At 64.0% G+C, this 12,999-nt stretch carries 14 protein-coding genes; 5 read left to right on the forward strand and 9 right to left on the reverse strand.

From position 1 onward, the window contains the following. Nucleotides 1-4 precede the first annotated feature (4 nt). From argJ to P4826_RS16885, 3 genes are read left to right on the forward strand one after another with little or no spacing between them, the layout of a single operon-like run. Entirely contained in the window at nucleotides 5-1,234 is a 1,230-nt protein-coding gene (gene argJ / locus P4826_RS16875; protein ID WP_317701516.1) for a bifunctional glutamate N-acetyltransferase/amino-acid acetyltransferase ArgJ, read from the forward strand. A 48-nt stretch (nucleotides 1,235-1,282) separates the two neighbouring features. After that, nucleotides 1,283-2,155 (forward strand): ATP-binding protein, encoded by an 873-nt coding sequence (locus tag P4826_RS16880; RefSeq protein ID WP_317701517.1) that lies wholly within the window; start codon nucleotides 1,283-1,285, stop codon nucleotides 2,153-2,155. After that, a complete protein-coding gene (locus P4826_RS16885) occupies nucleotides 2,152-2,577 on the forward strand; it encodes an NUDIX domain-containing protein (RefSeq protein ID WP_317701518.1) in 426 nt (141 codons plus the stop codon). The genes P4826_RS16880 and P4826_RS16885 overlap by 4 nt, the downstream gene beginning before the upstream one ends. A gap of 63 nt (nucleotides 2,578-2,640) precedes the next feature. On the opposite strand, the gene P4826_RS16890 is transcribed toward P4826_RS16885, so the two are convergent. The 8 genes from P4826_RS16890 to P4826_RS16925 all read right to left on the reverse strand — a co-directional run bounded on the left by P4826_RS16890 (nucleotide 2,641) and on the right by P4826_RS16925 (nucleotide 10,244). Beyond that, on the reverse strand, nucleotides 2,641-2,856 hold the full coding sequence (locus P4826_RS16890) for a DNA gyrase inhibitor YacG (protein WP_317701519.1): 216 nt from the start codon (nucleotides 2,854-2,856) through the stop codon (nucleotides 2,641-2,643). A gap of 5 nt (nucleotides 2,857-2,861) precedes the next feature. Beyond that, complete coding sequence (gene zapD / locus P4826_RS16895) at nucleotides 2,862-3,617, reverse strand: cell division protein ZapD (RefSeq protein WP_317701520.1); 756 nt, start codon at nucleotides 3,615-3,617, stop codon at nucleotides 2,862-2,864. A gap of 27 nt (nucleotides 3,618-3,644) precedes the next feature. Further along, nucleotides 3,645-4,280 carry a dephospho-CoA kinase gene (gene coaE, locus P4826_RS16900; RefSeq protein WP_317701521.1) on the reverse strand — a complete coding sequence of 212 codons (636 nt, stop codon included), beginning with the start codon at nucleotides 4,278-4,280 and terminating at the stop codon, nucleotides 3,645-3,647. Further along, on the reverse strand, nucleotides 4,281-5,159 hold the full coding sequence (locus P4826_RS16905; RefSeq protein WP_317701522.1) for a prepilin peptidase: 879 nt from the start codon (nucleotides 5,157-5,159) through the stop codon (nucleotides 4,281-4,283). Next, entirely contained in the window at nucleotides 5,159-6,376 is a 1,218-nt protein-coding gene (locus tag P4826_RS16910) for a type II secretion system F family protein (RefSeq protein ID WP_317701523.1), read from the reverse strand. The genes P4826_RS16905 and P4826_RS16910 overlap by 1 nt, the downstream gene beginning before the upstream one ends. A 21-nt stretch (nucleotides 6,377-6,397) precedes the next feature. Next, the gene (pilB, locus tag P4826_RS16915) at nucleotides 6,398-8,137 is read right to left on the reverse strand and encodes a type IV-A pilus assembly ATPase PilB (protein ID WP_317701524.1); all 1,740 of its coding nucleotides are present in this window, start codon (nucleotides 8,135-8,137) and stop codon (nucleotides 6,398-6,400) included. A 483-nt stretch (nucleotides 8,138-8,620) separates the two neighbouring features. Next, on the reverse strand, nucleotides 8,621-9,886 hold the full coding sequence (locus P4826_RS16920; protein WP_317701525.1) for a type II toxin-antitoxin system HipA family toxin: 1,266 nt from the start codon (nucleotides 9,884-9,886) through the stop codon (nucleotides 8,621-8,623). Further along, on the reverse strand, nucleotides 9,873-10,244 hold the full coding sequence (locus P4826_RS16925) for a helix-turn-helix domain-containing protein (RefSeq protein WP_317701526.1): 372 nt from the start codon (nucleotides 10,242-10,244) through the stop codon (nucleotides 9,873-9,875). The genes P4826_RS16920 and P4826_RS16925 overlap by 14 nt, the downstream gene beginning before the upstream one ends. A 402-nt stretch (nucleotides 10,245-10,646) precedes the next feature. Here P4826_RS16925 and vapB point away from each other — a divergent pair, with 402 nt between their 5' ends. Continuing rightward, complete coding sequence (gene vapB / locus P4826_RS16930; protein WP_317701527.1) at nucleotides 10,647-10,880, forward strand: type II toxin-antitoxin system VapB family antitoxin; 234 nt, start codon at nucleotides 10,647-10,649, stop codon at nucleotides 10,878-10,880. Then, complete coding sequence (vapC, locus tag P4826_RS16935) at nucleotides 10,880-11,290, forward strand: type II toxin-antitoxin system tRNA(fMet)-specific endonuclease VapC (RefSeq protein WP_317701528.1); 411 nt, start codon at nucleotides 10,880-10,882, stop codon at nucleotides 11,288-11,290. Before vapB ends, vapC begins: the two co-directional genes overlap by 1 nt. A gap of 630 nt (nucleotides 11,291-11,920) precedes the next feature. Here the strand turns inward: vapC and P4826_RS16940 are convergent. Next, entirely contained in the window at nucleotides 11,921-12,949 is a 1,029-nt protein-coding gene (locus P4826_RS16940; protein WP_317701529.1) for an IS110-like element ISPa29 family transposase, read from the reverse strand. Nucleotides 12,950-12,999: the final 50 nt, after the last annotated feature.

Below are 12,999 nucleotides of genomic sequence, written 5' to 3' on the forward strand. Positions count from 1 at the left end.
CTCCATGCCCGTGAATCTTTCTGCCCCGCAAGCCGCAGACCTGCGCCCCGTTGCCGGCGTGCGCATTGGCGTCGCCGAGGCTGGCGTGCGCAAGGCCAACCGCAAGGACCTGACGGTGTTCCTGCTGGACGAGGGCACGACGGTGGCCGGCGTGTTCACGCAAAACCGCTTCTGCGCCGCGCCGGTGCAGGTTTGCCGCGAGCATTTGGACGGTGGCCAGGCGATACGCGCCATGGTCATCAACACCGGCAATGCCAACGCCGGCACCGGCGCTGACGGTCTGGCACGCGCGCGCGCCACCTGTGATGCGCTGGCGGGCCAACTGGGCATTGACGCCGGCCAGGTGCTGCCGTTTTCCACCGGCGTGATCATGGAGCCGCTGCCCGTGGATCGCATCGTGGCGGGCCTGCCGGCCGCGCTGGCCGACGCCCAGGGCGGCCACTGGGCGCGCGCGGCCGAGGGCATCATGACCACCGACACCCTGCCCAAGGCCTTCAGCCGGCAGCTGCAGATTGGCGGCGCCACGGTCACCGTCACCGGCATCAGCAAAGGGGCCGGCATGATTCGCCCGAACATGGCGACCATGCTGGGCTTTCTGGCCACCGATGCTTGCATCGCCCCAGACTTGGTGCGTCAACTGGTACGCGAGCTGGCCGACCAGTCGTTCAACCGGGTGACGATTGACGGCGACACCAGCACCAACGACTCCTTCGTGCTGATGGCCACGCACCAGGCAAAGCACGCGCCGATTACAGTGCTCGACAGCGTCGAGGGCCGCGCCCTGAAGGCCGCGCTGCTGGAGGTGGCGCAAAAGCTGGCCCAGGCCATAGTGCGCGACGGCGAGGGCGCGACCAAGTTCATCACCGTGCGCGTCGAGGGCGGCAGGACCGGCGAGGAATGCCGCCAGGTGGCCTACGCCATCGCGCACTCGCCGCTGGTCAAGACAGCCTTCTTCGCCAGCGACCCGAACCTGGGGCGCATCCTGGCGGCGGTGGGCTACGCCGGCATTGTCGACCTGGACCAGACCCTCATCGACCTGTACCTGGACGAGGTGCACGTAGCCGTGCAGGGCGGACGCAACCCGGCTTACCGCGAGGAGGACGGCCAGCGCGTGATGCAGCAGCAGGAGATCACCGTACGCGTGCTGCTGGGGCGCGGTCAGGCGGCCGACACCGTCTGGACCTGTGACCTGAGCCACGACTACGTGACCATCAACGCCGACTACCGGTCCTGATTATTTTGATAGCTGTATACGCTTACCAGATAAGCGCTAGAGCCTGAAATGACTGAAAATCTTGACCGCCTGATCGCCCGCGCCGAGCAGCTCATCTCCCGCATCGAATTCGTGCTGCCCCAGCCCTTGGGCGCGCCCGACTGGCAGGCGGCCATCGCCTGGCGCTACCGCAAGCGCAGCAGCGGCCATGGCGTGCTCGAGCCTGTGCGCCATGTCGCCGCCATGCAACTGTCCGACCTCAAGGAGATCGACGCGCAGAAAGAGAAGATCCAGCGCAACACCGAGCAGTTCGTGGCCGGCAAGACGGCCAATAACGTGCTGCTGACGGGCGCGCGCGGCACGGGCAAGTCCTCGCTGATCCGGGCCTGCCTGAACAGCTACGCGGGGCGCGGCCTGCGCCTGATCGAGGTGGACAAGGCGGACCTGACCGATCTGCCCGACATCGTCGAGGTGGTCTCGGACCGCCCCGAGAAGTTCATCATCTACTGCGACGACCTGAGCTTCGAGGAGGGCGAGGGCGGCTACAAGGCGCTCAAATCCATCCTGGATGGCTCCGTGGCCGCAAGCACGCCCAACGTGCTGGTCTACGCCACCAGCAACCGCCGCCACCTGCTGCCCGAGCAGATGAAGGACAACCTGAGCTACACCACGTCCAACGATGGCGAGATCCATCCCGGCGAGGTGGTGGAGGAGAAGATTTCGCTCTCCGAGCGCTTTGGCCTGTGGGTCAGCTTCTACCCCTTCAGCCAGGACGAATACCTAACAATAGTCGCGCAGTGGCTCTCGGCCCTCGGCGTGGCCCCGGCCGACATTGAGAGCGCCCGACCCCAGGCCCTGGTCTGGGCGCTGGAGCGCGGCTCGCGCAGTGGCCGCGTGGCCTACCAGTTCGCGCGCGACTACGCCGGGCGCCAGGGCGCATGACCCGCAAGCACACCGAGGTCGCGGTCGGCATCCTGCTGCGCGCCGACGGCGCCCTGCTGCTGTCCACGCGTCCCGCGGGCAAGCCCTATGCGGGCTACTGGGAGTTTCCGGGCGGCAAGATCGAGGCCGGCGAGAGCGTGGAGCAGGCCCTGCGCCGCGAGCTCATCGAGGAACTGGGCGTGACCATAGGCCCGGCCGAGGTCTGGAAGGTGACCGAGCACGACTACCCGCACGCCCTGGTTCGCCTGCACTGGTGCAAGGTGCATGACTGGCGCGGCAAGTTCGAGATGCGCGAGGGCCAGACCATGGCCTGGCAGCAATGGCCCTTGCAGGTGCGCCCGGTGCTGCCCGGCGCCTACCCGGTGCTGCAATGGCTGGCCGAGGAGCGCGGCCTGGCGTTTGACGCCGCGCAGTTCGATTGATTATCAAAAAAGATAGCTGCTTGCGCTTGCTAGATAAGTGCTAGCAGCATATTTGATTCAAATTCAAGGCTGGCGCTTGGGGTCGCCGAATTCGGCATCCTCGGGCGGCGCCTCGGCCGGCATGCGGAAGTCTTCGGCGGCCCAGGCGCCCAGGTCGATCTGCTGGCAGCGCTGGCTGCAAAACGGCCGGTACGGGTTGGCCGGGCTGAACAGGCTGGGCCCGCCACAGGTTGGGCAGGGCACCTGCTTGGCGCTGGCGGGTTGTGGCTTGCTTGTCATCGTGCTCAGGCGCACAGCGTCAGCTCGAAGGCAGCATCCTCGTTGCTGCACACCAGCTTGCCGCCTTCCTCCTGGCGCATCAGGCGTACCGAGACGATGAGACGGTTGCCGCTGATTTCGGGCACCAGTTGCAGGGCCGGGTCTATGCGCAGCCGCAGCAGCTGGAAGGTGCGGCCCGGGGGCAGGTTTTGCTGGAACTGGCCGCGCTCTGCAGCCACCTTCTGCGGCAGGCCCGAGTCGCGCATCAGGCGCAGCAGCAGGTATACCGATTCGGCCAGCGGGGCCAGCGTGGCGGCCCAGTGGTGCAGGTCGTTCTGGCGCTGCTCGGGCGCGTGGTGTTGCCAGGCGTAGTAGGCCGGCAGGTCAAAACCGCAGGTGCCGCCGGGAATGCCGACACGGCTGCGAATGCTCATGAGCCAGTCGTTCTCGGTCAGCGACTGGCCAGCCTTGCCGGTTTGCGCGTTCAGCGCGGCAAAGCATTGGTCGAGCTGGGCGATTACGCCGTCGAGCGCAGCCTCGGAGATCGAGGGGTTGCCGCGATAGCCGTCGAACTGGTGTTTGTGTTTTTCCAGGTCCTTGAGCACATCGGCCTTCAGGTCGGCACGTGCCGCCACGTCCATGACCTCGAAGATGGTCACCAGGGCATAGTGGTGATCCAGCGGGTGCGTGCGCGCAATGAGTTCGCCAAGGCGGCGAAACAGCTGCTCAAGGCGCAGGTAGGTTCTCAGGCGTTCGTTGAAAGGGTATTCGTAAAGGATCACGCTGCGGGCTTCCTGGGTGCGCCTGCATCATAGCCCGAAGCCGGCCGCGACCTGGCGCGCCTTTGTTTGCAAATCTGACAGTGTCAGGGCATCGTTGTAGACCACGAAATCGGCGGCCGCGCGCCGCACGGCGCGGCTGCTCTGCGTGGCCATGATGGCGCGGATGGCATCCTCGGTGAGCCCGTTGCGGGCCTGCACCCGGGCTACCTGGCTCTCCTCGCGGCAGTCCACCACCAGCACGGCATCGAGCTGGCGCGCCCAGCGCGGCGACTCGGTGAGCAGCGGGATGTCGAACACGATGAGCCGTTGACCGGCTTGCGCGGCCACCGCGGCGGCCTGGGCGATGGCATTGCCCACCAGGGGATGGACGATGGCCTCCAGCCGCTCCTTGGCACCCGCATCGGCAAACACCAGGGCGCGCATGCGTACTCTGTCCAGAGCACCCTGGGCGTCGATGTAGTCGGCGCCGAATGTGTCCCGTATGTCCGCAATGGCCGGCCCACCGGCCTCCGTCACGGCGCGGGCGATGGCATCGGCATCGATCAGCGCCGCCCCGCAGTCCCGCAGCATGGCGGCAAAGGTGCTCTTGCCACTGCCTATGCCGCCGGTCACCCCCAGCCGTAGTGGCCGTGGGCAGATGGGGCGGGCGGGCGTGGTCGTCATCTACAGCCCCAGGGTGGAAAAGATGGTCTGCATGATGTGCCCCGGCCCCCAGAGCATGGCAGCCAGGCCGCCGCCCGCAAGAAAGGGACCGAACGGCACATATTTGCCCTCGCGCAGGTTGCTGGCGAGCTTCATGGCTATGCCGACAATGGCGCCTATCACCGACGCTATGAGGATGATGGGCACCAGGGCCTGCCAGCCAAACCAGGCACCCAGCGCGGCAAACAGCTTGAAGTCGCCATAGCCCATGCCCTCCTTGCCCGTAGCGAGCTTGAAGCCCCAGTAGACGAGCCACAGGGACAGATAGCCGGCCGCTGCGCCCACGACCGCGTCAGCGAGTGGCACCGCCGTCCAGCCCGCCACGGCGGCCAGCAGGCCGGCCCACAGCAGGGGCAGGGTGATGTCGTCGGGCAGCAGCGTGGTGTCCCAGTCGATCAGCGTCAGCGCCACCAGAGCGGCGGAAAACCCGCACCAGGCCAGGGTCGTGAAAGACCAGCCCCAGCGCATGGCGCAGGCGCAGAACAAGCCTGCTGTGGCCAGTTCCACCAGCGGGTAACGTGCGCTGATGCGCGTGCCGCAACCAGAGCAGCGTCCGCGCAGCCCGATGTAGCTGAGCACCGGAATGTTCTCGTACCAGCGCACCTCATGCCCGCAGGATGGGCAGCGCGAGCGTGGCTGCATCAGGTTGAAGGGCTCGGCTGGCGCTGCGGCCTGCCCGCCGGCCGCCAGGCCTGTGTCCTGGGCGTATTGCGCGCATTCGGCGGCCCATTGCCGCTCCATCATGCGCGGCAGCCGGTGGATCACCACGTTCAGAAAGCTGCCGATCAACAGCCCCAGGACGCCGAACAGCGCGGCGTCCGCAAGCACCGAGCCCGTCATCAGACCACTTGCCCCAGCTTGAAGATGGGCAGGTACATGGAGACCACGATGCCACCGATGATGGTGCCCAGGAAGACGATGATAATGGGCTCCATCAGGCTGGACAGGCCTGCCACCATTTCATCGACCTCGGCCTCGTAGAAGTCGGCCGCCTTGCTCAGCATATGGTCGATGGAGCCCGATTCTTCGCCAATGGCGCACATCTGCAGCACCATGGAGGGGAAGACATTGGCATTGCCCATGGCGGCGGTGAGGCTGGTGCCGGTGGAGACCTCCTGCTGGATCCTGTCGGTGGCCATGGCGTATACCGAGTTGCCCGAGGCGCCACCCACAGAATCCAGCGCCTCCACCAGCGGCACGCCGGCGGCGAACATGGTGGACAGGGTGCGCGTCCAGCGCGCCACGCAGGATTTGTCGATCAGCGCACCAAAGATGGGCATCTTCAGCAAGAAGCGATCCATCACCTGTTGCATTTTCTCGCTGCGCTTCCAGGCCTGCATGAAGAAGTAGAAGCCGCCGCCAATCACGCCAAAGATCAGCCACCAATAGGCGACAAAAAACTCGCTGATGGCCATCACGAACAGCGTCGGCGCGGGGAGATCCGCGCCAAACGATGTAAAGACCTCCTTGAACGCCGGAATCACGAAGATCATGATGATGGTCACCACCACGAAGGCGACCACGATCACCGAGATCGGATACATCAGCGCCGAGCGGATCTTGGACTTGATGGCCTCGGTCTTTTCCATGTAGAGCGCCAGGCGGTCGAGCAGCGCCTCCAGGATACCGGCCGCCTCACCCGCCTCTACCAGGTTGCAGTACAGGCTGTCGAAATACATGGGGTATTTACGAAACGCGGAGTTCAGCGAGGTCCCGGTTTCCACGTCCGCACGGATGTCGTTGAGCAGCTTGGTCACGCTGGGGTTGGTGTTGCCTCGGCCCACGATGTCAAACGCTTGCAGCAGGGGTACGCCGGCCTTCATCATGGTGGCCATCTGGCGCGTGAACAGGGCGATGTCCTTGGGCTTGATCTTCTTGCCCGAGCTCATCCGGCGCTTCTTGATCTTGGTGGGCAGGACGCCCTGGCGGCGCAGGGTTGCCTGCACCTGGTTTTCGCCCGCGGCGCGAACCTCGCCGCGCACGATCTTGCCGGTACGGTCCTTGCCTTCCCACTCAAAGACGAAGTCCTTGATGCCTCGCGATGCAGCGGTCGCCATGGTGCATTCCCCCCGGTATGTTTATTCGTTGGTCACGGCCAGGACCTCTTCCAGTGAGGTCAGGCCTATCCTGGCCTTGTGCAAGCCCGCTTCGCGCAGGCTGCGCACGCCTTCGCGGCGTGCCTGCTCGGCAATGTCCAGCGCGCTGCCGTCGCGCAGGATGATGCGCTGGATCTCTTCTGATATCGGCATCACCTGGTAGATGCCGACACGGCCCTTGTAGCCGTTGTTGCAGGCCGAGCAGCCCACGGGCCGATAGGTGACCCAGGAACCATCGATCTCTTCGTCGCGATAACCGGCCTCTACCAGCGTCTCGTGCGGTATGTCGGCTGGTTCCTTGCACTGTGGGCACAGCCTGCGCGCCAGTCGCTGGGCCGTGATCAGAATCACGCTGGATGCGATATTGAAGGGTGCAATCCCCATGTTGCGCATCCGCGTGAGCGTGGTTGGCGCATCGTTGGTGTGCAGCGTGGACAGCACCAGGTGGCCTGTCTGCGCGGCCTTGATGGAAATGTCCGCCGTCTCCAGGTCGCGGATTTCACCCACCATGATGATGTCTGGATCCTGGCGCAGAAACGACTTCAGGGCGACGGCGAATGTCAGGCCGGCCTTTTCATTGACGTTGACCTGGTTCACGCCCGGGAGGTTGATTTCCGACGGGTCTTCGGCCGTGGCGATGTTCACCCCCGGCTTGTTGAGCAGATTCAGGCAGGTGTAGAGCGAGACGGTCTTGCCCGAACCCGTGGGGCCGGTCACCAGAATCATTCCGTAAGGCCGGTTGATGGCCTGCAGCAGGCGCTCTTTCTCCTCCGGTTCATAGCCGAGTGCGTCGATACCCAGCTTGGCACTGCTCGGATCCAGGATACGGATCACGATTTTTTCGCCAAACAGGGTGGGCAGCGTACTTACGCGAAAATCGATGACCCGGTCCGGACCGACCTTGAGCTTCATGCGCCCATCCTGGGGCACGCGCTTTTCTGAAATGTCGAGGCGTGATATCACCTTGATGCGCGATGCCAGCTTCTCCTTGATGGCAATCGGGGGGGATGCGATTTCCCTGAGCTCGCCGTCGATGCGAAAGCGCACGCGGTAGCTGTGTTCGTAGGGCTCGAAATGCAGATCGGATGCGCGCATGTTGAACGCATCAAGCAGCATCTTGTGCAGAAAGCGCACCACCGGAGCGTCTTCGACCTCGTTGGGTGCGGCCTCGTTGTTGTCTTCCGTGGCTTCCTCTACGGAGATATCGCCGAATTCAAAGTCGCCGCTGCTGACGATGCTGTCCAAAGCTTCGTTGCTGCTCTTGGCTGCCGCATCCACGAGCTGAATCAGCTTGTCGTATTCAGCAATGATCCAGTCAACACCCATTTGGGTGGTGAATTTGATTTTCTCCGCTGCTTCCTGATTCGTCGGATCTGCCGTCGCCACGATCAGACGGTTGTTGCGCTTGCTCAGGACGACCACGCGGTAAGCCTGGCACAGCTTCAGATCCAGCAAATCATGCGGCAGGCGCTCGCGATCCAGAGCCTGGACATCGAGCAGCGGCGCGCCAAAGATGGACGACAGGGTATGGGCCAGGTCAGTGGATGTGATGACATTGGCACCGATCAACTCGGCGATGAAGCTGGAGCGCCCGGAAACAGACTTCTTGTAAATCTCTTCCGCGGTTTTCTGATTCAGCTTGTCTACAGACATCAACGCCCGTGCCAAGCCTGGCAAGGCAACGGGTTGAGCGGCTTTCTGAGGACTATCGACGGTAGCCATGTAACCAGCGGATTCTTATGGGAGAAAACGAAACGCACCTATCATCGCCGATACCCTGAACTATGTACAGAATTACCAGGGGTAGCGTTGCGTGAACAGCAGAACGACGTCCGGTGTTGTGGGTGGTATGTGGCCCAGTGACTGTGCAACAAGTCTACGTAGGTGGCAGAAACGACAAAGCCCCGTGTTGATGGGGCTTTGTAAAAGATTGACCAATGAACTGGTCGGGGTGAGAGGATTCGAACCTCCGGCCTCTACGTCCCGAATTTCGCCTGGACGCCTTTTTGGGCCTCGTTGGTACGAAGAATCAACATCTTAGCGCATTTTTGCGCGCCGTTTCGGGTTGTTTCGTGCCGTTGCGCTCCGGTCATCTGGAGCAGATTTGGAGCAGCGCTGCTCCAGAAACCGTAGTGCGTGTGCTACATGTAGCGACCGGTTTATATGCTCCGGCCTGGCGCCTGGACGCCGGTGGCAGGGGGCGCATCATGCACCGATGACGCGCTCCATCACGGCCACCTCGGAGCGCCCCAGTCCGAGGGTGGCGGCCTCGTCGCGCCAACCCGCGACGGCTGCATCGACCTCCCTGAGCAGTTCCTGAGCGCGACGTCCACTGACCCGGTAGAGGTCGGCACAGGCCATCGCCGCGTGAATGTCCGGCTCATCGGTCTGGCCATCGACCGTGATGCCGTGCGCGTCCTTGTGCGGGTTGGGGTTGACGTCGTAGGCCGGCGCCAGGTGCCAGCCGGTCGGCGTGCGGATGAAGCCGTGGTTGCGCAGGTGGTCGTCGCGGTTGCCGATGCGGATATTGAAGAGCACGCGCCGAAACAGCTGGTCGAGGTCGGCCTCGATGTGGCTTTGTGCGCCCTGGTCGCTGAGGAATTCGGCCAGGTCGAGGTAGCTCGCACCGTCTTCACCGTCGGTGTACTCCAGAAGTGTCATCGCCGAGGAGAACATGCGTCGGCTCTGCCCCTCCCGGTCGAAGCGCTTGGCACAGTAGGTCAGGTGCCGGTCGGTCAGCCGCAGCCCCCGTGCTTCGGGCATCCAGATGCCCGCACGCTGGGCGAGGTTGCGTGCGACCAATTCCCATGCGCCCACGTCATAGCGGTCATCCCGGGCCGGGAATTTGGCCAGCCAGAGGCTGCCGTCTTCTTCCATGAAGTTGGCCTTGGGACGGGCGCCACCCAGCGATGAGCCGGGGGCGATGAGCATGGCGAGCCATCGCTCGTACTCGGGCAGCTTCTCGGCGTCGGCATTCTCAATGGCCCGGCTGGCTCGCGCGAGTTCCTCCAGGTCAGTGACAGGCGGGGCGCCGAGTGCGCTGTGGTCGAGGAATGGCCCATCGTCCGTTGCGCGCAGGCGCAGTGCACCCATCCGGGTGAGGTCGTGCACGCCGAGCAGGAAGTCCATCTCTCGCAGGCGCCTGGGCTTGCGGTCCTCCCGCAGGGCGGCGATGGCCTCGCGCCGCTCCATCAGCACCCGCCCCCAGCGGTCTGGGGCCGAGTCCATGAACACGCCGAATGCCGACGCCGGGTGCGCCGGGTGCTGTTCGCCCCGGTACAGCTCCAGCCGGGGGTCGAGCATGAAGGCCATGCCGCTTTGCAGCCATGCGGGGTCGTATTCGAACGCGGCAGGCACGTCGGCCCTGGCGTCGTGCCGCCAGAGGGTACCGACCCGCACAAGGCCGCCGAGCTCCTGGGCGTCCAGGTGCACCTGGTAGGACTCGCGCGCGCGGGGCCTACTTGTTGCCATGGTCGGGCTCCGGCGTGGAAGGGGACGGCTGGTTGCGCCGACGGGTAGGGCGTGAACCCCTCGCCGACGCAGGCTCGAGTGCCAAGTCTTGCAGCTTGCGGCCCAGTTCGTCGTCACGGGCCACGAAGTCCAGGTCCCGGTCCAGTCCCAGCACGCGCAGCGCACGCAGGTAAGTGCCCAACGCGATGGCGGCATCGCCTTTCTCGAGGCGGTGCAGGGTGTCGCGCGAGACACCCATGCGTTCGGCCATCTGCACCGTCGAAATCTTCCGGCGCAGGCGAGCCAAGCGCAGGCGGCTGCCGAGCGCTGTCATCTGCCGCTCGGCAGCCGGAAAGGGGCGCTGGAAGGTCCTGGTCATGCTGTCCGATACTTTCGTCTTCTGGGATTTTTGTCAATAGTATCGGACGTATAGGCTTGTCCGGATATGTTTGTCCGATAATTTAGACAATAGTTGTGAATTTGTCTGTTGTATAGGACATTGATTTCGACGGGTGTTGGTGCCCTGAAGCAGCTTAAAGCCGCCGCTTTAGCGCCATCCGACGCCTTTCTGCATCCGCGCTTGGGACCTGAAGTTCTCGGTCGGCGCACGCAATCATTGCGAAAGCGACACAGAGCGGGTGCTTAGTCCCGCTGTTTATCCTTGGCTTTGTTCGTGACGCGTACCGATGCGGCGCGAACTGAACCCTATGGAAAGAGCTGAATTGACTGCGTCTGCGATGCTATATACAATTGCGATATACATCTTCATGGGGTGAAAGGCATGTCCATCGGCACCGTCTTCGTCAACAACCGCACCCAGGCCGTCCGCCTCCCGTTGGACGTGCGCCTGCCCGAGGGTGTCCACAAGGTTGAAATCCGCGCCAGGGGCAACGAGCGCATCATCGCCCCTGTCGGCCAGACCTGGGACAGTTTCTTCCTGGGCGGCCCCGCCGTCAGCGACGACTTCCTGCCTGAGCGCGCCAGCCAGCACCAGCCCGAGCGGGAAACGCTCTGATGCTACGTTACCTGCTGGACACCAATATCGTCATCTACGTGTTGAAGCGGCGCCCCATCGAGGTCCTGGCCACCTTCAACGCCAACGCCAGCCGCATGGCCATCTCCTCCATCACCCTGGCCGAACTCTTGCACTGCGCGGAGAAAAGCAGCCGCGTGAGCGAGAACCTGTCCGTCATCGAAGACTTTTGCAGCCGCCTGGAGGTTCTGCCCTACGGCGCCAAGGCCGCCCAGCACTACGGCGCCATCCGTGCCGCCCTGGAAAAACTCGGCCAGCCCATCGGCGTGAATGACCTGCACATCGCAGGCCACGCACGCAGCGAGGGCCTGGTGCTGGTGACGAACAACATGTCGGAATTCGAGCGCGTGCCTGCACTCGAGGTGGAGAACTGGGTCCTCCCCAGCCGGTAAGCCACGGCGTGGCCGTGCATCGGTCGCACCACAGCGCGTTCAGGCTGGGCGTGACCGCCCAAGGCTATCGCTGTGGACTACGACGGTCGAGTCAGCAAGGCGTTGACCTTGTCCAGACGGTCCACAACCAGGCGTGGTTCAAGAAGGGAGTAAAGCCCGGACGCCGTGTCGTGTCTGGGCTCTGAAAGCTTTCCCGGGAGTGTCAGGATTTCTGTGTGTGAGGCTGTTGAATCCGTCACTCAATCTACAAGGGCTTCCCCACCTTTGCAAGCAATACCTCTCCCTGGGTTGATCGCACAGCGATCAACCCAGGCATGGTTTTCGTCAATTTCAGATCAGCTCCCAGCCTTGTGCATGCAGCGCGTCGATGCTTCTTGGCAAACGGTGCGGACGGCGTGACTACAAACGGTCATTACGCTGCCTTCTGGTTGGCAGCAAACCCTGATGAAAGACGCGCGCCGGGGGCTCCATTCGTTAGTCGGGCTTTGGGATGGCTCCCATGGGGCCCCTTGAGTTAACCGAGCATTCCCCGGCGCAGGTCCTTGCCTTTTGCACATCAACGACTGCCTTCACGCGGCGGATTTCTGATCTGTCAGCTTGTTCTGGTGTCTGTTGCGTAGCCGGCCCAGCTCACGCGGGCATCTTGAAGGCCTCCCCGCGCTGCAGCACGGCCCAGCACATGCGGGCGTTCTTGGCGGCAATGGCCACCACGGCGCGCCAGTAGCCCCGGCGCTCGGCCAGGCTGCGGGCCCAGCGGCTGATGGGGTCTTGCTTGGGCGTGCGGGTGTTCATGGCAGCGGCAAGCACCGCTCTGGCTCCCATCACCAGCAGGCTGCGCAGGTAGGCGTCTCCGGCTTTGGTGATGCGTCCCAATCTCTGCTTGCCGCCCGAGCTGTATTGCCCGGGCACCAGGCCCAGCCAGGCGCTGAAGCTGCGCCCGCAGGCGAAGTCGTGGCCATTGCCCACGGTGCTGATGAGTGCCATGGCGGTGGTCTGGCCAATACCGCCGAGTTGCATCAACTGCTGCGCCTGGGTGCTGTGGCGGGCCATGAGGGCGATGTGGCGGTCGTACTCGGTGATGCGTTCATCAAGCCGGGTGACTTCACTCAAGAGATCGCCGATGACGGTGTTGGCCCAGCCGGGCAGCTCTTCGAGGCGTGCCAGCGCTTCACGGCGCACGGTGGCGGCTTTGAGGGGCAGCACCAGCCCCAACTCCGAGAGCAGACCCCGAATGCGGTTGAGCGTGGCGGTGCGTTGTTCCACGAATCCCTGGCGGGTGCGGTGCACCATGAGCTGGCCTTGCTGCTCGATGCTCTTGTGGGGCACGAAACGCATCTGGGGGCGGGTGACGGCTTCGCAGATCGCTGCGGCATCGGCCGCGTCGTTCTTGCCGCGTTTGCCCGAGAGGCGGTAGGGGGCGACGAACTTGGGGGCCATCAGCCGCACGGTGTGGCCGAGCTTCTCGAATTCCCGGGCCCAGTGGTGGGCGCCGGAGCATGCCTCCATGCCGATCAGGCACGGGGGCAAGGTGGCGATGAGTTCCAGCAGGTTGCTGCGCGCTACGCTCGGGCGCACGAGGGCTGGCTTGCCTGCCGCATCCACGCCGTGTACGGCAAAGACGTTCTTTGCCAGGTCGATTCCTACGGTTACGATGGTCATGGACTTCCCCTTCCAATGAAACAAGCGTGTTGATGAGAGATTGCACTTCC

Origin of the sequence: Diaphorobacter limosus (assembly GCF_033100095.1) — a bacterium.
In the GTDB taxonomy this organism is placed as follows: domain Bacteria; phylum Pseudomonadota; class Gammaproteobacteria; order Burkholderiales; family Burkholderiaceae_C; genus Alicycliphilus; species Alicycliphilus limosus.

Excerpts from the sequence above, each read along its gene's own strand:
- P4826_RS16910 (WP_317701523.1), bottom strand. The coding sequence starts at position 6,376 with ATGGCGACCGCTGCATCGCGAGGCATCAAGGACTTCGTCTTTGAGTGG.
- argJ (WP_317701516.1), top strand. The coding sequence starts at position 5 with ATGCCCGTGAATCTTTCTGCCCCGCAAGCCGCAGACCTGCGCCCCGTT.
- P4826_RS16940 (WP_317701529.1), bottom strand. The coding sequence starts at position 12,949 with ATGACCATCGTAACCGTAGGAATCGACCTGGCAAAGAACGTCTTTGCC.
- P4826_RS16880 (WP_317701517.1), top strand. The coding sequence starts at position 1,283 with ATGACTGAAAATCTTGACCGCCTGATCGCCCGCGCCGAGCAGCTCATC.
- P4826_RS16925 (WP_317701526.1), bottom strand. The coding sequence starts at position 10,244 with ATGACCAGGACCTTCCAGCGCCCCTTTCCGGCTGCCGAGCGGCAGATG.
- vapC (WP_317701528.1), top strand. The coding sequence starts at position 10,880 with ATGCTACGTTACCTGCTGGACACCAATATCGTCATCTACGTGTTGAAG.
- coaE (WP_317701521.1), bottom strand. The coding sequence starts at position 4,280 with ATGACGACCACGCCCGCCCGCCCCATCTGCCCACGGCCACTACGGCTG.
- vapB (WP_317701527.1), top strand. The coding sequence starts at position 10,647 with ATGTCCATCGGCACCGTCTTCGTCAACAACCGCACCCAGGCCGTCCGC.
- P4826_RS16885 (WP_317701518.1), top strand. The coding sequence starts at position 2,152 with ATGACCCGCAAGCACACCGAGGTCGCGGTCGGCATCCTGCTGCGCGCC.
- P4826_RS16905 (WP_317701522.1), bottom strand. The coding sequence starts at position 5,159 with ATGACGGGCTCGGTGCTTGCGGACGCCGCGCTGTTCGGCGTCCTGGGG.
- pilB (WP_317701524.1), bottom strand. The coding sequence starts at position 8,137 with ATGGCTACCGTCGATAGTCCTCAGAAAGCCGCTCAACCCGTTGCCTTG.
- P4826_RS16920 (WP_317701525.1), bottom strand. The coding sequence starts at position 9,886 with ATGGCAACAAGTAGGCCCCGCGCGCGCGAGTCCTACCAGGTGCACCTG.
- P4826_RS16890 (WP_317701519.1), bottom strand. The coding sequence starts at position 2,856 with ATGACAAGCAAGCCACAACCCGCCAGCGCCAAGCAGGTGCCCTGCCCA.